This is a genomic window from Lentibacter algarum (assembly GCF_018860975.1).
GTDB classification, from domain to species: Bacteria; Pseudomonadota; Alphaproteobacteria; order Rhodobacterales; family Rhodobacteraceae; genus Lentibacter; species Lentibacter algarum_A.
Map to the genome: position 1 here is coordinate 76,579 of NZ_JAHKQI010000005.1, position 18,875 is coordinate 95,453.

At 56.4% G+C, this 18,875-nt stretch carries 20 protein-coding genes; 6 read left to right on the top strand and 14 right to left on the bottom strand.

Annotated elements, in window-relative coordinates; all coding sequences use genetic code 11:
* The first annotated feature begins 9 nt into the window (after positions 1 to 9).
* Entirely contained in the window at positions 10 to 1,938 is a 1,929-nt protein-coding gene (dxs, locus tag KO498_RS04680; protein ID WP_215958732.1) for a 1-deoxy-D-xylulose-5-phosphate synthase, read from the top strand.
* 7 nt (positions 1,939 to 1,945) lie between these two features.
* Here dxs and KO498_RS04685 read toward each other — a convergent pair whose 3' ends face one another.
* The 3 genes from KO498_RS04685 to rarD all read right to left on the bottom strand — a co-directional run bounded on the left by KO498_RS04685 (position 1,946) and on the right by rarD (position 4,533).
* Positions 1,946 to 2,734, bottom strand: a complete 789-nt coding sequence (locus tag KO498_RS04685; protein WP_215958733.1) for an ion transporter — start codon at positions 2,732 to 2,734, stop codon at positions 1,946 to 1,948.
* A gap of 78 nt (positions 2,735 to 2,812) precedes the next feature.
* A complete protein-coding gene (locus tag KO498_RS04690) occupies positions 2,813 to 3,646 on the bottom strand; it encodes an SDR family oxidoreductase (protein ID WP_215958734.1) in 834 nt (277 codons plus the stop codon).
* Positions 3,643 to 4,533: an EamA family transporter RarD gene (gene rarD, locus KO498_RS04695; RefSeq protein ID WP_215958735.1), complete on the bottom strand. Its 891-nt coding sequence runs from the start codon at positions 4,531 to 4,533 to the stop codon at positions 3,643 to 3,645. The genes KO498_RS04690 and rarD overlap by 4 nt, the downstream gene beginning before the upstream one ends.
* Positions 4,534 to 4,708: 175 nt before the next feature.
* Here rarD and KO498_RS04700 point away from each other — a divergent pair, with 175 nt between their 5' ends.
* Positions 4,709 to 5,119, top strand: coding sequence for a nuclear transport factor 2 family protein (locus KO498_RS04700; protein ID WP_215958736.1), 411 nt, complete (start codon positions 4,709 to 4,711; stop codon positions 5,117 to 5,119).
* A 23-nt stretch (positions 5,120 to 5,142) separates the two neighbouring features.
* Here KO498_RS04700 and KO498_RS04705 read toward each other — a convergent pair whose 3' ends face one another.
* The 10 genes from KO498_RS04705 to KO498_RS04750 form a co-directional block, all read right to left on the bottom strand.
* Complete coding sequence (locus KO498_RS04705) at positions 5,143 to 5,532, bottom strand: VOC family protein (protein ID WP_215958737.1); 390 nt, start codon at positions 5,530 to 5,532, stop codon at positions 5,143 to 5,145.
* Complete coding sequence (locus KO498_RS04710) at positions 5,532 to 7,976, bottom strand: GcvT family protein (RefSeq protein WP_215958738.1); 2,445 nt, start codon at positions 7,974 to 7,976, stop codon at positions 5,532 to 5,534. Before KO498_RS04710 ends, KO498_RS04705 begins: the two co-directional genes overlap by 1 nt.
* On the bottom strand, positions 7,973 to 8,932 hold the full coding sequence (locus KO498_RS04715; protein ID WP_215958739.1) for a hypothetical protein: 960 nt from the start codon (positions 8,930 to 8,932) through the stop codon (positions 7,973 to 7,975). Before KO498_RS04715 ends, KO498_RS04710 begins: the two co-directional genes overlap by 4 nt.
* Positions 8,929 to 11,376: a GcvT family protein gene (locus tag KO498_RS04720; protein ID WP_215958740.1), complete on the bottom strand. Its 2,448-nt coding sequence runs from the start codon at positions 11,374 to 11,376 to the stop codon at positions 8,929 to 8,931. Before KO498_RS04720 ends, KO498_RS04715 begins: the two co-directional genes overlap by 4 nt.
* Positions 11,377 to 11,381: 5 nt before the next feature.
* Positions 11,382 to 12,002, bottom strand: coding sequence for a LysE family translocator (locus KO498_RS04725; protein ID WP_252731274.1), 621 nt, complete (start codon positions 12,000 to 12,002; stop codon positions 11,382 to 11,384).
* Positions 12,003 to 12,006: 4 nt separating this feature from the next.
* Positions 12,007 to 12,378 carry a GFA family protein gene (locus KO498_RS04730; protein WP_215958741.1) on the bottom strand — a complete coding sequence of 124 codons (372 nt, stop codon included), beginning with the start codon at positions 12,376 to 12,378 and terminating at the stop codon, positions 12,007 to 12,009.
* A complete protein-coding gene (locus tag KO498_RS04735) occupies positions 12,375 to 12,992 on the bottom strand; it encodes a LysE family translocator (RefSeq protein WP_215958742.1) in 618 nt (205 codons plus the stop codon). Before KO498_RS04735 ends, KO498_RS04730 begins: the two co-directional genes overlap by 4 nt.
* Position 12,993: 1 nt before the next feature.
* A complete protein-coding gene (locus tag KO498_RS04740; protein ID WP_215958743.1) occupies positions 12,994 to 13,563 on the bottom strand; it encodes a helix-turn-helix domain-containing protein in 570 nt (189 codons plus the stop codon).
* A 69-nt stretch (positions 13,564 to 13,632) separates the two neighbouring features.
* Positions 13,633 to 14,088 (bottom strand): GAF domain-containing protein, encoded by a 456-nt coding sequence (locus KO498_RS04745; RefSeq protein ID WP_215958744.1) that lies wholly within the window; start codon positions 14,086 to 14,088, stop codon positions 13,633 to 13,635.
* A gap of 4 nt (positions 14,089 to 14,092) precedes the next feature.
* Positions 14,093 to 15,265 carry a thiolase family protein gene (locus KO498_RS04750; RefSeq protein WP_215958745.1) on the bottom strand — a complete coding sequence of 391 codons (1,173 nt, stop codon included), beginning with the start codon at positions 15,263 to 15,265 and terminating at the stop codon, positions 14,093 to 14,095.
* 101 nt (positions 15,266 to 15,366) lie between these two features.
* On the opposite strand from KO498_RS04750, the gene KO498_RS04755 reads away from it, so the two are divergent.
* The 4 genes from KO498_RS04755 to KO498_RS04770 all read left to right on the top strand — a co-directional run bounded on the left by KO498_RS04755 (position 15,367) and on the right by KO498_RS04770 (position 18,402).
* A complete protein-coding gene (locus KO498_RS04755; RefSeq protein WP_215958746.1) occupies positions 15,367 to 15,711 on the top strand; it encodes an STAS domain-containing protein in 345 nt (114 codons plus the stop codon).
* 61 nt (positions 15,712 to 15,772) lie between these two features.
* Positions 15,773 to 16,192 (top strand): ATP-binding protein, encoded by a 420-nt coding sequence (locus tag KO498_RS04760; protein ID WP_215958747.1) that lies wholly within the window; start codon positions 15,773 to 15,775, stop codon positions 16,190 to 16,192.
* Positions 16,193 to 16,439: 247 nt separating this feature from the next.
* Entirely contained in the window at positions 16,440 to 18,017 is a 1,578-nt protein-coding gene (locus KO498_RS04765; protein WP_215958748.1) for a gamma-glutamyltransferase family protein, read from the top strand.
* A gap of 1 nt (position 18,018) precedes the next feature.
* Complete coding sequence (locus tag KO498_RS04770; RefSeq protein WP_215958749.1) at positions 18,019 to 18,402, top strand: rhodanese-like domain-containing protein; 384 nt, start codon at positions 18,019 to 18,021, stop codon at positions 18,400 to 18,402.
* Here the strand turns inward: KO498_RS04770 and hspQ are convergent.
* Positions 18,399 to 18,725, bottom strand: a complete 327-nt coding sequence (hspQ, locus tag KO498_RS04775) for a heat shock protein HspQ (RefSeq protein ID WP_215958750.1) — start codon at positions 18,723 to 18,725, stop codon at positions 18,399 to 18,401. The genes KO498_RS04770 and hspQ overlap by 4 nt on opposite strands.
* Positions 18,726 to 18,875: the final 150 nt, after the last annotated feature.

Genomic DNA, 18,875 nt, shown 5'->3' on the forward strand with positions numbered 1-18,875 from the left:
AGGGCCGAGATGACCGATAAGCCAGACACTCCGCTGCTTGATACGATCGCCAGCCCCGCTGATATGAAACGGCTGAGCGATACTGAACTTGTGCAGCTTGCCGGTGAGTTGCGTGCTGAAACCATTAGTGCGGTTAGTGAAACGGGCGGGCATCTTGGTGCTGGCTTGGGCGTTGTTGAATTGACGGTTGCCTTACACGCACTGTTTGATGCGCCCAAGGACAAGATCATTTGGGATGTGTCGCACCAAAGTTACCCGCACAAGATCCTGACTGGCCGGCGAGAGCGCATTCGTACACTGCGGCAGCGTGGCGGTTTGAGCGGATTTACCAAGCGAAGTGAAAGCCCGTATGACCCGTTTGGCGCGGCGCATTCTTCTACCTCGATCAGCGCGGCACTTGGCTTTGCTGTGGCGCGCGACTTGGGCGGAAACTGCCCTGAGGGACTAGGCGATGCGATTGCCGTGATCGGTGACGGCGCTATGAGCGCTGGCATGGCCTTTGAGGCGATGAACAACGCCGGGCACCTCGGCAAGCGCTTGATCGTGATCTTGAATGACAACGACATGAGCATCGCGCCGCCGGTTGGAGCGTTCAGCAATTATTTGAGCCGATTGTATGCTGAAGAGCCGTTTCAGGAATTTAAGGCCGCGGCCAAGGGCGCGGTGAGTCTGATGCCGCCGTTCCTGCAAGAAGGCGCCAAGCGCGCGAAAGAAATGATCAAGGGGATGGCCGTTGGTGGCACCCTGTTTGAGGAGCTAGGCTTTAGCTATGTCGGGCCGATCGACGGGCATGACATGCAGCAGTTGCTTAACGTGTTGCGCACCGTGAAGGCGCGGGCGACGGGGCCGATCATCATCCATACGATCACCAAAAAGGGTAAGGGTTATGCTCCCGCCGAAGCGCGTGATGACAAGGGCCATGCGACCGCGAAGTTTGATGTGATCACCGGTAAGCAGCACAAAGCGCCGAGCAATGCGCCGAGTTACACCGGCGTGTTCGGGGATACGCTGATTGAGCTGGCGGCGAGTGACGACAAGATATGCGCCGTGACGGCGGCGATGCCGAGCGGAACGGGGCTTGACCTGATGGCCGAGCGCTACCCGAGCCGCTGCTTTGATGTGAGCATTGCCGAGCAACACGGCGTGACGTTTTGTGCAGCTTTGGCAGCGGGCGGGATGAAGCCTTTTTGCGCGATCTACTCGACGTTTTTGCAACGTGGATATGATCAGGTTGTGCACGATGTTGCGTTACAAAACCTGCCCGTGCGCTTTGCAGTTGATAGGGCGGGGCTTGTCGGTGCTGACGGTGCAACACATGCGGGCAGTTACGATGTTGCCTACCTCGCGAACCTTCCGAATTTTGTTGTGATGGCCGCGGCGGACGAGGCGGAGCTTAAGCATATGGTCGCCACTGCGGCGGGCTATAATGATGGCCCGATTGCCTTTCGCTTTCCGCGCGGTGAGGGCGTTGGTGTTGAAATGCCAAGTGTTGGCGAGGCGCTTGAAATCGGCAAGGGGCGTGTTGTGCGTGAGGGCAAGCGCGTGGCGCTCTTGTCGTTTGGCACCCGTTTGGGCGAGGCCGAAAAGGCCGCTGAAATGCTAGCCGCGAAGGGCATAGAGCCAACAGTTGCGGACGCTCGTTTTGCCAAGCCGCTTGATCGCGACATGATCCTGAAGCTGGCGCAGGAGCATGAAGTTTTGATTACGCTGGAAGAGGGCGCGGTTGGCGGCTTTGGCTCGCATGTTGCACAACTTCTGGCAGATGAAGGCGCGTTTGACGCTGGCCTCAAGTTCCGCTCGATGGTGCTGCCGGACTGGTTTATCGACCAGGGCTCACCTGCTGAAATGTATGAAGAGGCAGGGCTTCAAGCCGAGGATATCGTCGCCAAAGTGCTTGGTGTTTTGGGTGTTGCGCAGATCGCTGACAAGCGCGCTTAACCGAGCGTTAGTCTGACTTCTCTTTCAAGAGCTCATTAAGCTTTTCATCGACCGCCTCAAGGCGTGCCATGACGCCGTCGCGGTATGCGTCTGTTTCGGCGGCGCCTTCAGCTTGGTGGGCCTCCTGCATCGAGTTGACGATGAGACCGACGAGCAAGTTTACCACCGCGAATGTTGTGACCAAGATGAACGGCAGGAAAAAGGCCCATGCGTAGGGGTAAACTTCCATGACGGGGCGCACGATGCCCATTGACCAGCTTTCAAGCGTCATGATCTGGAACAGTGAATAGGCTGACTCACCGAGGCTTCCGAACCATTGCGGGAAGGCTTCGGAGAAGAGCTTGGTTGCGATCACGGAGGCGATGTAAAAGATCAGCCCCATGAGCAAGAACACCGATCCCATGCCGGGAACGGCGGCGACAAGGCCCTCAACAACACGGCGAAGCGACGGTGCGACCGAGATCACGCGCAACACCCGCAAAACGCGCAGTGCTCGTAGCGCTGCAAAGCCTTCGCCTGCTGGTGCGAGCGAAATCGCGATAACCACGAAGTCGAAAATGTTCCACCCCGACCTGAAAAAGCGCGGCCCATGTGCGAAGAGCTTGGCGACGAGTTCGGCGACAAAAACTGTCAGGCAGATAGTGTCGAGAATTGTTAGGAATGTCCCGTAAGACGCGACTACGCTTTTAGACGTTTCGAGGCCGAGGATGATCGCATTGAAAACGATCACAGCGGTGATGACAGCCGAAGTTTTCGGGTTCTCGATGAAGTCGGCGATGGCTTGGCGTGTGATCATTGTGGTCTCGCTTGCTGCAATGAAGCGGTAGATAACACGCTGTCGCGAGGCTTCAAGGCGCTTGCAAAATTTGACGGGCTAAAGCAGGGCTTTGAGGCCTGTTTTGTAATCTGGGTAGAGAAGAGAGACACCCAGCTCGTTTTTTATGCGAAAGTTAGAGACGCGTTTGTTTTCGGCATAAAAGCTGCGAGCCATCGGTGTCATATCGGCGGTTTCAAACGGCTCCTCCGGCGGCAGCGGTAGGCCGAGAAGTTCGGCTGCATAGGCGATTACATCTTGCGGCGGAGCGGGCTCGTCGTCGCAGAGATTGTAGGCCGCTCCGAGGTTTGGCTTGGCGATCGAGGCTGCGAGAACCTGTGCTATGTCTTCGACGTGAATGCGTGAAAACACCTGATCAGGCTTGATGATCCGGCGCGCTTTGCCACTTTTGACTTTGGCAAAGGGGCCGCGGCCTGGGCCGTATATGCCGGCAAGCCGAAATATATGTAAGGGCAGGCCGGTGGCGCGCCATGCCGCTTCGGCTTGCACACGCATTTTGCCGCGCTCGGTGGTTGGTGAGAGCGCCGCAGTTTCGTCGATCCACGCTCCCTGACAGTCGCCGTAAACACCTGTTGTTGAAAGGTAACCTGCCCATGTGAGGTTTGGCACCTGTTTGGCAATGTTAGAGCCTGTTTTTGCCAAGAAAGGATCACCATCCTTGCCGGGTGCGGCGCTGATTAGCAGGTGAGTGGCAGCATGCAACGCAGGGCTGAGATCATCTGACCAGAGCAGCGGCGTAACGCCTTGCGCTTTGATACTGTCGAGTTTTTCGGGCGAGCGTGTGGTGCCGCTGACTTGCCAACCCTGAGCAAGGAGTTGTGGCGCGAGCGCGGCAGCAGAGTAGCTGTAGCCGATGATCAGGAGGTTGCTCATATCACGGCTCGCTTGCTGCGCAACTCGCGGAACAGGGCGATAGAATAGAGCACCAGAGCGGCCCAGATCATCGGGAAGGCTATCATGCGGGCTTGGCCGAAGGGCTCATCAAACACAAACACGCCGATGAGGAAGATCATTGTCGGGGCGATGTATTGGAGGACTGCGATTGTGCTCATGCGCAAAAGCTTTGCGCCGTTGGCGTAGATCAGCAGGGGTATTGCCGTAACGATGCCACAACCGAGCAACATAAGTGTATTGTCGGTTGAGCTGATGAACGCGTTTGAGGGGCCTAGCCACACCAAATAGGCCAGCGCGGGCGGTGTGAGAATGAGCACTTCAAGCAAAAAACCTTGATTGGGGCCGATCGGCAGAGACTTCTTGAAAAATGCATAGAGGCCCCATGTGAGGAACATGCCGATCGCAGCCCAAGGCAGGCTGCCGTTGTCGACCGTGAGAACAACAACGGCGGCAGCAGCGAGGGCGATTGCGAACAGTTGCAGCTTGTTGAGACGCTCACCAAGCAGAACGGCGCCTAAGAAGATCGAGAACAGCGGATTGATGTAGTAACCAAGAGCGGCATCAAGCGCATGACCCGAGGTGACTGCCCAAACATAAATACCCCAATTCAGCGAGATAAGCATTGCTGTTATGCAGCCCATCAAGAGCATTTTTGGCGTTGTTAGAGCCTGTTTTATGCTATCAGTGCGGCCAAGAATGACGAGCAAAATACCGGCGATAGGAACAGACCAGATAACCCGATGCGCGACAATTTCAGCCGGTGAAATGTGACTGAGGAGCTTCATGTAGAGCGGTAAAAAGCCCCAGAGCACATAGGCCGTTACGGCAAAGGCGAGGCCTTGTGGGGTGTCTTCGTTTTGAGCCATGATGCTTCCTCTTCAGAGCGGAAGCTTAGGCGGAAGCGTTGGGGGGCGAAACCTGTTTCGTGATCAAATTTTGTTCACCGGTCATCACAGAGCTCAATACTGAAACGCCGTCACGTAAGTCTTGCATACTGGCAAGAGTAGGTCAGGTTGAAGTCAGAAATTTGGGAGAGATACAATGCATCCGACGATTGAGAGAATGATCGAGATTGTGACTTCAGGTGACGAAGGCAAGATTATTGAAATCTTGGCTGACGATGTGCAGTTTATGCCGCCGACCTACTACAAAACCTGGACAGGGGCCGAGCCTGCTGCTGCGCTTTTGGGGCATGTTGGAAACGTTTTCGAGAACTTCAAATACCGACGGATTATGGGTGAAGGCAATGATTGGGCGCTGGAGTTTGAGTGCAAAATCGGGGAGCTGGATGCGGTTGGCGTTGATTTGATCACGCTTGATGACTTGGGCAAGATTGCGAAGTTTGAAGTTGTGATGCGGCCTTACAAAAGCATCGGCGCGCTGCGTGACGCTATGAACGCTCGAGTGATGAAAGACGCGCGGTTTTTGAAGTTTAAGGATGCTTTGCAGTAAAGGGAAAGCACGCCGAACAAGGGCTAGTTGGCGAATTCAATGAGATCCCATGTGTTGCCCCATGGGTCTTGGAAGACGGCGACTGTTCCATAGGGCTCGTAGCGCGGTTCTTCATTGAAGGTGACACCGGCGGCGAGCATGCGGGTGTGCTCGGCTGCGAAGTCGTCGGTATGAAGGAAGAAGCCAACGCGGCCGCCGGTTTGGTTTCCGATGGCTTTCGTCTGTTCTTGATTGTCGGCTTTTGCCAATAAGAATCGCGTTTCGCTTGTTGGCTCGGCGGCGACGAGAACCCAGCGTTTTGTTTCAGTGAGCGGTGTGTCCTCAATAAGGGTGAAGCCGAGCTGCTCGGTGAAAAAAGCGATGCCCTCGTCGTAGGAAGGCACCACGTAGGTGACGGCGGAGAGGCGGCGCATTAGGCTTTGACCCTCTCGGATTTGGGGTCATACATCGGGCGGAGCGAGGCTTTGGCTTTGACGCGTGTGCCTTTGACGTCGATCTCATAGGTTGATGCCAGAACATCGGCGGGCTTTTCACCCTTACTCGGAACATAACCGAGGCCGACAGATGCGCCGAGGGTGTGGCCGTAGCCGCCAGAGGTGAGATAGCCGACGATTTCACCGTCACGGATGATCGGCTCGTTGTGATAGAGGAGCGGTTCGCTGTCTTCGAGCAAAAACTGCACCATGCGGGCGTGCGGGCCACTTTCTTTGCGGGCAGCGACGGCGGATTTGCCGATGAAGTCGGGCTTTGTGAGGTCAACTGCGAAGCTAAGGCCGGCATCAACGACATTGTCTTCTGATGTGATGTCATGGCCGAAGTGACGGAAGGCTTTCTCAACGCGGCAACTGTCCATTGTGTGCATACCGCAGAGCTTAAGGCCAAGGTTTTGGCCGGCTTCATGCAACGTTTCAAACGCGTGTTGAGCCATGTCTGACGAGACATAAAGCTCCCAGCCAAGCTCGCCAACATAAGAGACACGATGGGCGCGGGCGAGGCCCATTCCGAGCTCGATTTCCTGCGCTGTTCCGAAGGAGTTAACCTCGTTAGAAAAGTCGTTGGGTGAGACGGCTTGCAAAAGCGCGCGGGCGTTCGGCCCCATGACGGCGAGGACGCCTTCGCCGGCGGTGACATCGGTGATAACAGCTAAGTTAGAGCCTAGATTGCGACGCAGCCATGTCTCGTCAGCGAGGCGCGTTGCGGCGGGGGTAACGACGAGGTAGGCGGTTTCAGAGAGGCGGGTAACGGTAACGTCTGCCTCTATTCCGCCGATGTTGTTGAGGAACTGAGTGTAGACGATCTTGCCGGTTGGAACGGACATGTTCGCGCCGCATACGTGGTTGAGGAAGGTCTCGGCGTCAGGGCCTTCAACGCGGATTTTGCCGAAAGATGACATGTCATACATACCGATGTTTGTGCGAATGGCTTCATGCTCGGCGGCGCGGTTTTCAAACCAGTTCTGGCGCTTCCAGGTGTAATCGTATTCGGGCTTCTGGCCCTCATTGGCGAACCAGTTGGCGCGCTCCCATCCGGCGATTTCGCCCATGACAGCGCCCTGTGCGAGGAGTTGATCGTGGAAAGGCGTGCGGCGAACGCCGCGGGCTGTGGCCTTCTGACGGAAAGGGAAGTGGTCAGCGTAGAGCAGGCCGAGTGTCTCTTTGGAGCGCTCGAACAGGTAGTGCTTGTTGCCTTGGAAAGGCTGCATGCGCGAGATGTCGACATCGCCGAGGTCAAACGGCTTTTCGCCTGTGTCCATCCACGCAGCGAGGGCTTGGCCAGCGCCGCCCGCTGACTGGATGCCGACCGAGTTGAAGCCCGCGGCGACCCAGACGTTGTCCATCTCGGGTGCAAGGCCAAGGTGGTAGGCGTCATCGGGTGTGAAGCTTTCGGGGCCGTTGAAGAACGTGTGAATGCCTGCTTCGCCGAGCATCGGCATGCGGTTGATCGCTTGCTCGAGGATTGGCTCGAAATGGTCGAAATCTTCTTGCAGTTGGTCGAACTCGAAGCTCTCGGGGATGCCCTCCATTGCCCACGGTTTTGACACAGGTTCAAACGCGCCGAGCAGCATTTTGCCGGCGTCTTCCTTGTAATAGGCGCATTCATCCGGGACGCGTAGCACGGGCATTTGCGTGAGGCCTTTGATGGCTTCGGAGACGATGTAGAAGTGCTCGCAAGCGTGGAGCGGGACGTTGGTTCCTGTCATGCGGCCAACTTCATGGCCCCACATTCCGGCGCAGTTGACGACGTGATCGCAGGTGATGTGGCCTTGAGTTCCGTCTTCACCTTGCCAGTCTACGCCTGTGATGCGGCGGCCCTCTTTGGCGACATTTGTGACTTTGACGCGCTCTTGCACGATAGCCTCGCCTTGGCGTGCGCCTTTGGCGAGGGCGAGGGCGATGTTGGCAGGGTCGCCTTGGCCGTCAAGCGGCAAGTAGACACCGCCAGTGACGCCTTCGATGTTGAGGTGCTCATAGCGCTGTTTGATTTCACTTGGCGAGATTTCCTCAACCTCAACGCCAAAAGCACGGGCCATTCCGGCGGAGCGGTGCAGCTCTTCGAGGCGCTCATCCGTTAACGCGGCAGTTATCGAGCCAACGCGCTTGAAGCCCGTGGCGACACCTGTTTCAGTCTCTAAATTGCCGTAAAGCTCTTGAGAATACTTGGCCAGCTTGGTCATGTTGGCTGTCGCGCGCAATTGTGCGATGAGCCCTGCGGCGTGCCATGTCGTGCCGGAAGTGAGCTGTTTGCGCTCAAGCAGAACGACGTCTTTCCAGCCGAGTTTTGTGAGGTGATAGGCGACGGAACAACCGATAACACCGCCACCAATGATGACGACGCGGGCGTGAGAAGGAAGTGTCATGTTGATGTCTCCGATCTGGTTTTGATCACGTGAAGCACGCTGTTGTGAAAGTCGTTCAAAAACAGCGACCCCCAGAGTTTGAGGTATGGGTTAAACGGGGTGCGTAGGGTGTAGTTTGTTGCGAGGTGAAGGCGCGTTTTGCCATCGGGCAGTTCTTTGAGCCTGTAGGAGCCGCCCGTTAGCTTAAGTTCTCGGCTGTCGGGCGAGACATGCGGGTCGAACGCAGAGAGGGTTTGTTTGTCGTTGAACACGAACTTCCACTCCAGAAACCGGTTTTCCTCGCGCTTTGTGATGTGCTCCTGAAACCGCACCCCCTTTGTCCAACGCAGCTGACGAACGCTGCCGGTTACAACCGCGTCGAGGGGGCGAGGAGCGCGCAGAAACCTATGCGAGAGCGTGCTGATGCGTTCTTCATCTTGGATCTCGGCTATCTCTTCGGTGTTGGCCCAGACAACGCTTGGGCTTGCATCTATGACGATTTCACTGACCACCTGTGCGTTGGTCTCCGGGAAGGTGATGTCAATTCCTGCGAGGGGCAATGCCAGAGGCAGCACGAGCGTTGAGGCGCGTAGAATGTCGCGGTTGAGCCAGTCATGTGTGCGCTTCAGAGAGGCGCGTGCTAGTAAAACGCCGACGTATTGCATCGGTAGGAAAATTGGCACGGCCATTGCAATGCAGATTACGGTTTCGATGTGGAAGATGAACAGAGCGACCGCCAGTATGGCTGTGACTATCAGGCTGCGTTGCCAGTTTTTAGAAGCGGTATGACTCTGATCTGGATCAGTGAGTGTTTGGGTCGCGAGGCCGATCAGGAGGGGGAATAGCAAAACAGCGCTAATGAAAAACCCGCCGTCTCCGAACAGGCTGCTGGCGAAGTAACAAAGATACGCGCCAAAGGCGTAGCCAAGCAAAAGGAGCGCGCCAACAAGGCGAGACGGCTGCTTTGTGCTGCTCATGCGCGGATTCGATCATTGGCTGCGTCCCAGAGGGGCTTGTCTTCTTGCACAACGGCTTTGCAGCGGGTGCCGTAAATGTCGATTTCAAGCTCGGTGCCTGCGATAGCAAGATCGGCTCTAATCATGCCTAAAGCGATAGATTTGTTGACGCGATATCCCCAGCCACCGGATGTGGTTTCCCCAACGATTTCATTGTCTGAGTAGATACAGGACATGTAGGGTGCGTCGGCTTCACCAGCTTCAACTGTGAGTGTGACAAAGCGCTTTTTGCTGCCTTGTTGGCGCTCGCTTTGCAGAGCAGCTTTTCCAGGAAAATCTTGCGGTTTGTCGAGCTTCACGAAGCGATCAAGCCCGCCCTCCAGCATCGAGTAGTCGGTTGAGAGGTCACCCTTCCAGGTGCGGTAACCTTTTTCGAGGCGCAGCGCGTCGAGGGCATACATACCGAAGGGTTTTGCCCCTGCTGCGATGACTGCTTCATAGATTGCGGGCATGTTCTCGTTGAGTGCATGCACTTCCCAGCCAAGCTCTCCGGCGAAGGAAACGCGAATGAGGTGTGCGTCTTTACCAGCCACCGTTGCGGCTTGGTGTGTGAGCCAACCTGTCGAGAGGTCAGCGTCGGTGAGACCACTCAGCAGGTTGCGGGCCTCCGGGCCTGTGACGATAAGCGTATCGCGAGTTGTTGTGACGTCCTGAACGCTGACACTCGCGGGCATGGCGTTCATGAGAATGTCGCGGTCGTGCCACTGGGCTGTCGCGGCGGTGATCATCACAAACTGGTCGTCGCCAAGACGCATACATGACATTTCCGTCAAGATACGCCCGCGATCATCGGAGACGTAGACAAGGTTCATTCTTCCGACTTTAGGCAAGCCACCGGTGACAAGGCCGCGGAGGGCTTCGGCCGCTCCCTCGCCCTGCACCATGAAGCGAGAGAAGCCCGGCAAGTCGAGCACGCCGACGTGGTCGCGCACGGCTTCGCATTCTTCTTTCACGCGCTGCGCCCACGGGCCCTTGCGGCCCCACGTGTGCGTGCTTTGCTCGCTGGTGTCGTCGCCTTCCTGCGCAAACCAGTTGGCGCGCTCCCAGCCGTTGTAAGCGCCCATGACGCCGCCTTGGGCTTTGACTTTGTCGTGCACGGGCGACAGCTTTTTGTCGCGCGCAGCGGGCCATTCGTGATGGGGGAAGTGCATGGCGTATTCGTTGCCGTAAACTTCCATGCCCTTTTGGTTGCAGTAGTCTTGATCGGTGTAGTCAGTGTAGCGGCGCGGGTCGACGGCCCACATGTCCCATTCGGTTGAGCCATCGACGATCCACTCTGCGAGCACCTTACCAGCGCCGCCGCCTTGGGCGATGCCGAAGGTGAACACGCAGTTTTCAAACGCATTCTTCACGCCGGGCATAGGGCCGATCAGCGGGAGGCCGTCGGGCGCATAGGGGATCGGGCCGTTGATGACACTGCTAACGCCTGACTGCGCCATGAGCGGCACACGTTCCATCGCATCGGTGACGATGTCTTCGATGCGGTCGAGATCCTCCTGCCAGAGTTGGAAAGAGAAGTCCTCGGGCATGGTGTCACTGGCGTCTGTCCAGTGTGATTTACAGTTTGGCTCGTATGGGCCAAGGTTGTAGCCGTTCTTCTCTTGGCGCAGGTAGTAAGAGACATCAACATCGCGGATGAGCGGCAGTTTGGTGCCGTGTTCCTTTGACCATGCCTCAACTTCGGGGATCTGTTCGGTGAGCAAATACTGGTGCTCCATCACCATCATCGGCAGGGTGCGACCGCCGTAAGGCTTGAACCACTCGCCAACGCGCTGGGCATAGTAGCCCGCAGCATTGACCACGTAATCGCAAGCGATATCGCCCTTTTCGGTGTGAACGATCCAGCTGTCGTCGGGCTGTTGTGTGACGCCCGTCGCGGGACAAAAGCGCATGATCTTGGCACCCATGTCGCGCGCGCCTTTGGCGAGGGCTTGGGTGAGCTGAGCCGGGTCGATGTCACCATCTGAGGGATCCCAGAGCACGCCGAGGAGATCGTGAGTTTCGAGAAACGGATAGCGCTCTTTCGCTTGCTCGGGCGTCCACATCTCCATCTCGATGCCTTGGTAGCGGCCCATCGCCATTGCGCGCTCGAACTCTTGCATACGCTCTTTGGTGTGAGCGAGGCGGATGGAGCCGGTTTGGTGATAGTTCATCGGGTAGTCGACGGCTTCGCCGAGGCCAGCGTAGAGCTCGGTTGAGTAACGCTGCATGTTCATGATCGACCATGAGGTTGAGAACGTCGGAACGTTGCCAGCCGCGTGCCATGTGCTGCCTGCTGTCAGCTCGTTTTTCTCGAGCAGCACGCAGTCTGTCCAGCCCTTCTTGGCGAGGTGAAAGAGCGACGAGCAACCGACAACGCCGCCGCCGATGATGACAACACGGGCTTTGCTTGGAAAATCAGACATTGTGGTTACTCCCAGATGAGGCGCGCCGCGAGGCCGCCGAAGATGATTGATGTGAGTTTGTTAAGCGTGCCGCCGAAGCGGGAGAGCGTGTTGCGCGCGAGGCCTGCGAAAGCGCCGTAGGCAGACGTGATGATAAAGCCGTTGATATTGAAGATTAGCCCGAGAATGAGCATTTGCTGCCATGCTGGGCCGGCCTCAGGGCGGATGAACTGTGGAAAGAAAGCGAGGAAGAAGAGTGCAACTTTCGGGTTGAGGATATTGGTGATGATGCCGCGTTTTAGGGCGGGATAGAGACTGTTTTCACCTGTTGCGCTTGCCTGAGGATCGCTGTTCCATGACTTATAGGCGAGGTAGAGCAGGTAGCCTGCGCCGAGATAGCGGATGACGTCATAGGCATGCGGTACGGCTTTGAGCGCGGCGGAGAGGCCGACAACCGCGAGCAGCATATGCGTGAGGCCGCCGAGTGTGATACCGAAGGCGGCGGCGATGCCGGATTTCGGCCCGCCAGACATGCCGGACGCCATTGCGAATGCCACATCAGCGCCCGGGGTGAGGTTGAGCAAGATACCGGCGCTGACGAAAGCGAGGATCAGCCCTGTGTCCATATTCAAAAATGTCTCTATCAAGGGCTCATTCCTTCTGTGGCAAGCCATCGGTGATGTCGTAATAGTCGCCTTTGTTCGCTGTAAAAATGTGCTTTTCTAGCTTGATGCCTGTCGGATTTTTGATGCTGCCGAGAGAGAAGCTTGTCGTTGTTTCGTCAAGTGCTTCCCAGAACAGGAAGCTGCCGCAGTCTGGGCAGAAACCGCGGCGGGCGTTCGCGCTAGAAGCGAACCATTTTACGGGGCCAGAGATGTGCAGATCGGCGCGTGCGACGTAGGCTGACGACCACACGCCGCCTGATTGTGCACGACACAATGCACAGTGGCACATTGACGGGCCAAGAGGCGGTGCAGATGTTTCGAAGCGGCAGGCACCGCAGAGGCAAGTTCCTGAAGTCATGCTGCTCTTCCCGAATATGTGCCTAGGGCAATGCCGTAGGCGATGAAAAAGCCGCCCATGATACGGCGAAACCAGACGCCCATGACGGCGCCGAGTGCCAGCTTGCCGAGCCCCGCGCCGAGGGCAGTGTAGGTGCAGTAACTCAGGGTCGTTAGGGTGAGGGCTGTTGGAACGATCACCCACATTTGTGCTAGTATCGGTGTGTTAGGATCAACAAACTGGCTGAAAGCGGCGAGATATCCTGCGACAGACTTCGGGTTGATCGTGGCGATCGCAAAGGCACGCCAATAGACTGAGTTCGCAGCTTGCTTGCCAGCTTTGATTGGCTTGTGTGCGGTGAGGATTGAGCGAAGGCCCAGATAGATCAGGAAAGCCGCGCCGAGGAGTTTGAGGGCTTGAAAAGCTTCGGGTGAGGCGGCGATGAGCGCGGTGATTCCAAGTGCCGAAAGCGCCAAGAACAATGAGGCTTGTGTAAGGATGCCAGCGACGGCTGGCAAAGTGCGCATGAAGCCAAGCTGCATGCCGGTTTGGATGCAGTTGACTGCGTTTGGCCCCGGTGTCGTGACGAAAACGACCCAGAACAGCGCGAATACTGTCCATGCTTCAAAGCTCATTTCAATACACCGGCGGGGCGATCGCCCAAATTGCGACTGCGGGTTTGTCGTAGGGGTTGATCCACTTGAACGGCTCTCCTCGAATGCGAAAACTGTCGCCGGGGTTGATAGTAAAAGCCTTGCCCCCGATCACCAGATCAAGCTTGCCAGAGATCAGATATCCGACTTCTTGGGTTGGGCGGGTGACGGTTTCGCCGATTTGGCTGTGCGGCTCGAAGGTGGAATGCACCATCTCGAAGTCGTCTGTCAGGTCGGGTGACAAGAGTTCTTCCACCAGCCCCGCTTCACCGGAGCCGATGGGCCGCCGTGTTGCTTTGCGCACGACATATCCCGCCTCACCAGCGGGGGCGGGTGCATGTGAAAAAAGCATCGACACCGAAACATCGAGCGCCTTAGCGATGTGGCGCAGGTCGGTGATCGAGGGTTCCGACATGTCACGCTCAACCTGACTGAGCCAACCAACGGAGCGGCCTAGAGTGTCGGCGAGATCAGACAGTGTCAGCCCACGCGCTTTGCGCAGCGCTCGCATGTCGGCGCCTAGGGTTTGTGACATTTGCCGCGATTGATGCATGCGAATCTCGTGAAAAAATCTACAGTAATTTCACGATGGCTCAGGTTGATGAAATTTCAAAGCATTTTTTCACGAACGGGTGAAAACAGCCTCAAGGATGGCTGTAAGGGCGGTTGCATCAGACTCATCGAAAGCTGCTGGTTGGTTGCTGTCGATGTCTAGCACAGCGATGACGTCGCCACCTGCGTTGAACACCGGCAAAACGACTTCAGAGCGGGTTGAAGACGCGCAGGCTATGTGACCGGGGAATGCGTCGACATCATCAACCAGCTGCACTTCGGCCATGCGCGCGGCGGCACCACAAACCCCGCGGGAAAACGGGATTTGCAGGCAACCGTGACCGCCTTGATAGGGGCCGATTTTAAGCAAATCAGGCTCTGTTACGCGGTAAAAGCCTGTCCAGTCAAACCTGTCGTCAGCATGATGCAACTCACAAACAACCGTCGCCATAAGGGCGACTTCATCGGTTTCTCCTTCGGTGAGCGAGGCGATGACTTTGGCGATATTGGGATAGTCGATGCGCATCCCGTTACACGCGTTCGATCGCGATGGCTGTGCCTTCACCGCCACCGATGCAGATCGCGGCGACACCGCGTTTGAGGCCGCGCTTCTCTAAAGCGTTCAGCAAGGTCACAATGATGCGAGCGCCCGAAGCGCCGATGGGATGCCCGAGCGCACAGGCGCCGCCGTTGACGTTCATTTTGTCACGCGAAATACCCAACTCGTGCATGAAAGCCATAGGCACCACGGCAAAAGCTTCGTTGACTTCCCAGAGGTCGACATCGTCTTTGCTCCAACCGATATTTGCGAGCAGTTTTTGCGTCGCTGGGATGGGCGCGGTTGAAAACCAGCCCGGAGCTTGGGCGTGGCTTGCGTGGCCGACAACGCGTGCACGGATGTTGAGGCCCTGGGCCTTTGCGGCGTCTTCAGATGCGAGCACCAAAGCGGCGGCACCATCAGATATTGACGAGGCATTTGCTGCGGTCACTGTGCCGCCGTCGCGAAAGGCTGGCTTGAGCGTCGGGATCTTCTCGGGGCGGGCTTTTGCGGGTTGCTCGTCTTCAGAGATCGTCACATCGCCCTTGCGGGTTGTGAGGGTGACGGGTGCAACTTCTTCGCTGAAGGCGCCTGAGCCGATCGCCTCAAGCGCGCCATTGAGCGAGCCGATGGCATATGCGTCTTGTGCGTCGCGGGTGAACTGAAACTTCTCTGCACAGTCTTCGGCGAAGGAACCCATGAGGCGGCCCTTGTCATAGGCGTCTTCCAGACCATCAAGAAACATGTGATCGAGCACTTTCTGGTGACCGATACGTGCACCAGACCGCATCTTTTCCAGAATATACGGCGCATTTGACATTGATTCCATGCCGCCAGTGACCATGGTCTCGGCGTGACCGAGTGCGATCTGGTCAACGCCCATCATCGTTGCTTTCATCCCCGAGCCACACATTTTGTTGAGGGTGGTTGCGGGAACATCTTCACCCAGACCACCGGCGAAACCGGCTTGCCGTGCGGGTGCTTGGCCTTGGCCTGCGGGCAGAACGCAACCCATGAGCAACTCGTCAACTGTGCGCGCGCCTGCATTATCAAGCGCGGCTTTGATAGCGGCACCTCCGAGCTTCGCAGCTGGAACACCATCAAAGACACCCTGAAATCCGCCCATTGGCGTGCGGGCAGCACCAGCGATAACAACCTGTTTCATAGCAAGACCTTTCTAATTGTCTCTATCTGCATACAGAAAAGAAAGGTTTGTGGTCTAGCCTTAGTCGTGAATCAAGTATTTCTACGGTAGCGGAGCAAGATATGGAATTCAGCTGTAAAGAGACAAGTGATGTTTTGATTGTTAAAGTTGATGCCCCGCGGATTGACGCCGCTGCGGCGATTTCTTTCAAGCAAAACATGCGCGAGATCACTGGAAAAAGCGGCATCAGCCATGTGGTTCTTGATCTGAGTGAAGTCGGGTTTATCGACTCAAGCGGGCTCGGGGCGATTGTTTCTGTGATGAAGCTGATGGGCGGCACCAAGCGGCTTGATCTCGCTGCGCTGACCCCGACGGTTGAGAAGGTTTTTAGGCTGACGAGGATGGATTCAATTTTCACCATCTATGCACAATCAGCTGAAGTAGAAAAAATCTATCAGGCAGGCTGAGATGCGACGGGGAAAAGTTGTAAGCTCTAGGCGAAGACGGGGGCATCTCTTACCGGAGATCTTGTTTGAGTTTCCCGGCGAGAATTTGTCAGTTCGCCATGCGCTCGCGCAACTTCGGCACGAGCTTTCATCACTGGCGCTGAGCGCTGATGATCTTGGCTCGATCGAGATCGTGTTGGGCGAAGTTCTCAACAATGTTGTTGAACACGCTTATTGTGAGGGAGCCTCCGGTTCTATTCATGTGTCCTGTGTGCCTTCAGTACATGTGCTGCGATTCAAAGTAGAAGACCAAGGGGTGATGCTGCCGTTTGAAGAGCTGCCCGAGGGTGAATTGCCAAGTTTTGATAGGCCTCTTGCCGCTCTGCCAGAAGGCGGATTCGGCTGGTACCTGGTGCGCAATCTCGCATGTGATCTGGTGTATCAACGACGTGAACATCGTAATATTCTGGCGTTTTCTATTCCGGTCGAAGGCTGTGCCTAGGCGCATCGCCGGTTTCGTGAAAACTGCCAACTTCTCAAAAATGCCGCAATGCGCTCGAATCTTTGCCGGATTCAGATGTGATATAGGGAGGGTAGCTGCATATAGCTTCCCTCGGCGCTGTGTATTAACAGCCCCCACCCAGTGCGCGGCGTCGAGGCACTTACTTCTCCTGATAAGTTTGGTCTGAAAGCGCATTGGCATTGGTCGGTGCGCAGCTTAGTCTTTTATGTGATTCAGGGAGAGACATATGCGCGACTTTCATTTTCCGGGCAGATCGCCTGTTCTAGCGAGCAACGGCATGTGCGCGACTTCGCACCCACTGGCGGCGAAAGTGGCTGTTGATATCATGGAGCGTGGCGGCAACGCTATGGATGCTGCGATCGCCGGGGCCGTGCTGCTGGGCATATGCGAGCCACAGATGACGGGACTCGGCGGCGATTGCTTTGTGCTTTTTCAAGCCGATGAGAACAGCGATATCAAGGCGCTGAACGGCTCGGGGCGCGCTCCTGCTGCCGCTGACTTGGCGGCGTTGAAAGCCGCCGGACACAAGACGGTGCCGTTGCGAGGGCCAGAAGCTGTGACGATCCCCACGGCTGTCGAAGCGTTTTGCACGCTGTCGGAAGACTACGGAAAGCTGGGTTTGGCCGACATCCTTGCACCGGCGATCCGCTATGCAGAAGAGGGAGTTCCCGTTGCGCAGCGTGTAGCGTTTGACTGGCCCGAAGCGGGTAAGGCTCTACAAGGGCACGGAAAAACACACTATCTATTGAACGGAAAACCAGCGAAAGCGGGGCAGATCTTCGCAGCACCGGGGCAAGCAAAGGTGCTGCGTAAAATTGCGAAAGACGGGCGCAAGGGCTTTTACGAAGGTGAGGTTGCGGAGGACATGGTCGCCGCTTTGGCCGAAGTTGGCGGGGTGCACTCGGCACAGGACTTTGCGCAGGCCGAGTGCTTTTACACTGACCCTGTTGGAGGCCCATACAAAGGCGTCGACTTGCTTGAGCACCCGCCGAACGGGCAAGGAGCGACAGCGAACCTGATGCTCAACATGTTGGCGGAGTTTGACATTGCCGGCATGGATCCGCTTGGCGCTGAACGCGCGCATATTGAAGCGGAAGTTACCAAGCTGGCTTACGATGCACGCAACCGGTTTATTGCTGATCCGGATATGACGACGCATCTGGAGCACATGCTAGCGCCGGAAACAGCCAAGAAGTTGGCCGAATTGATTGACCCAAAGAAGGCGATGAAAGCCGCTGCCGAGCTGAGCGAAGCGGTGCACAAAGACACGGTCTACATCACTGTAGTTGATGAAAACCGAATGTCAGTAAGCCTGATTTACTCTATTTTTCATGGGTTTGGCTCAGGTATCGCCAGCGAGAAGTTTGGGATTTTGCTGCAAAATCGCGGTGCAGGCTTTACGCTTGATGCCGCGCATCCGAACGCTTACGGCGCAAGCAAGAGACCGATGCATACAATCATTCCGGGGATGTTGGCGCAATCGGGTAAGGCGATTATGCCGTTTGGTGTGATGGGCGGAGCGTATCAGCCCTGCGGACATGCGCGGTTTGTTAGTAACATACAGGACTTTGGCATGGACGCTCAAACGGCGATTGACGCGCCGCGGGCCTTTTCAGACGGCAACGCAATGAAGGTCGAGAAAGGGTATTCAGATGCGGTGCGGGCCGAACTGGCGGAAATGGGGCATAGTGTTAACGTGCCTGATGGGCCGATTGGCGGTGCGCAGGCTGTGCTTATCCGTGACGATGGCTTGCTTGAAGGCGCCTCCGACCCTCGAAAAGACGGCTCAGCGATAGGATATTAAGATGACAATTACGCCAGTAAAAGAGCTTGTGCTGCGAGCGAAAGAAGAGATTGAAACACTTAGCCGCGATGAAGTTTGGCGACTTGCGCAAGCGGGTGAGGCGCTTGTGGTTGATATCAGAGACCCGCGTGAGCTTGAACGGGAAGGCAAGTTTCCGGGGGCGTTGAAGGCACCACGCGGAATGCTCGAGTTCTGGTTTGATCCCGCAAGCCCCTACCACAAGGAAGCGTTCGCGACGGACAAGAAGATCATCCTGTTCTGCGCAGGGGCTTGGCGCTCGTCATTGGCAACGAAAGCATTGCAAGACATGGGCGCAACAAATGTTGCCGAAATGGATGGCGGATTTAAGCTCTGGAAGGAAGAGGGCAGGCCTGTTGAGGCTTAGTTGAGCTGGAAGTGCAGCGGGTAGAGGCCGTCTTCAAACGGGCCGAAGAGATCAGGGATGTCTGGGTGATCGACAGGCTGGCCTGAGTAATCGGCGATCAGGTTTTGTTCGGAAACATAGGCCACATAATAGCTCTGATCATTTTCGGCGAGCAGATGATAAAACGGCTGCTCTTTGCGTGGGCGGCTGTCTTCGGGGATAGCGGCATACCATTCGTCGGAGTTTGAAAACTCGGGATCAACATCAAAAACCACGCCGCGGAACGGGTGTTTCTTGTGTTTGACCACTTGGCCCAAGTGATATTTAGCGCGTGTTCTAATCATTTTGTTTTAGCCCCTATAGCAGCACATTAACGCTTCATGAGGGTAAATGTCCATTTTTCACGTCGAATTTGACGGAAACACTGTGTGAAGCATGTGCCAACAGTTTGTCAAACCACAACCTGTAGAAAACACGCAATAATGCGCTCAAAA

What these genes read in the sequence shown, in the direction of transcription:
- KO498_RS04745 (WP_215958744.1), bottom strand. Translation starts at nt 14,088, where the DNA reads ATGCGCATCGACTATCCCAATATCGCCAAAGTCATCGCCTCGCTCACC.
- KO498_RS04730 (WP_215958741.1), bottom strand. Translation starts at nt 12,378, where the DNA reads ATGACTTCAGGAACTTGCCTCTGCGGTGCCTGCCGCTTCGAAACATCT.
- rarD (WP_215958735.1), bottom strand. Translation starts at nt 4,533, where the DNA reads ATGGCTCAAAACGAAGACACCCCACAAGGCCTCGCCTTTGCCGTAACG.
- hspQ (WP_215958750.1), bottom strand. Translation starts at nt 18,725, where the DNA reads ATGATTAGAACACGCGCTAAATATCACTTGGGCCAAGTGGTCAAACAC.
- KO498_RS04765 (WP_215958748.1), top strand. Translation starts at nt 16,440, where the DNA reads ATGCGCGACTTTCATTTTCCGGGCAGATCGCCTGTTCTAGCGAGCAAC.
- KO498_RS04770 (WP_215958749.1), top strand. Translation starts at nt 18,019, where the DNA reads ATGACAATTACGCCAGTAAAAGAGCTTGTGCTGCGAGCGAAAGAAGAG.
- KO498_RS04690 (WP_215958734.1), bottom strand. Translation starts at nt 3,646, where the DNA reads ATGAGCAACCTCCTGATCATCGGCTACAGCTACTCTGCTGCCGCGCTC.
- KO498_RS04710 (WP_215958738.1), bottom strand. Translation starts at nt 7,976, where the DNA reads ATGACACTTCCTTCTCACGCCCGCGTCGTCATCATTGGTGGCGGTGTT.
- KO498_RS04705 (WP_215958737.1), bottom strand. Translation starts at nt 5,532, where the DNA reads ATGCGCCGCCTCTCCGCCGTCACCTACGTGGTGCCTTCCTACGACGAG.
- KO498_RS04750 (WP_215958745.1), bottom strand. Translation starts at nt 15,265, where the DNA reads ATGAAACAGGTTGTTATCGCTGGTGCTGCCCGCACGCCAATGGGCGGA.
- KO498_RS04700 (WP_215958736.1), top strand. Translation starts at nt 4,709, where the DNA reads ATGCATCCGACGATTGAGAGAATGATCGAGATTGTGACTTCAGGTGAC.
- KO498_RS04735 (WP_215958742.1), bottom strand. Translation starts at nt 12,992, where the DNA reads ATGAGCTTTGAAGCATGGACAGTATTCGCGCTGTTCTGGGTCGTTTTC.
- KO498_RS04715 (WP_215958739.1), bottom strand. Translation starts at nt 8,932, where the DNA reads ATGAGCAGCACAAAGCAGCCGTCTCGCCTTGTTGGCGCGCTCCTTTTG.
- KO498_RS04740 (WP_215958743.1), bottom strand. Translation starts at nt 13,563, where the DNA reads ATGCATCAATCGCGGCAAATGTCACAAACCCTAGGCGCCGACATGCGA.
- KO498_RS04685 (WP_215958733.1), bottom strand. Translation starts at nt 2,734, where the DNA reads ATGATCACACGCCAAGCCATCGCCGACTTCATCGAGAACCCGAAAACT.
- dxs (WP_215958732.1), top strand. Translation starts at nt 10, where the DNA reads ATGACCGATAAGCCAGACACTCCGCTGCTTGATACGATCGCCAGCCCC.
- KO498_RS04755 (WP_215958746.1), top strand. Translation starts at nt 15,367, where the DNA reads ATGGAATTCAGCTGTAAAGAGACAAGTGATGTTTTGATTGTTAAAGTT.
- KO498_RS04720 (WP_215958740.1), bottom strand. Translation starts at nt 11,376, where the DNA reads ATGTCTGATTTTCCAAGCAAAGCCCGTGTTGTCATCATCGGCGGCGGC.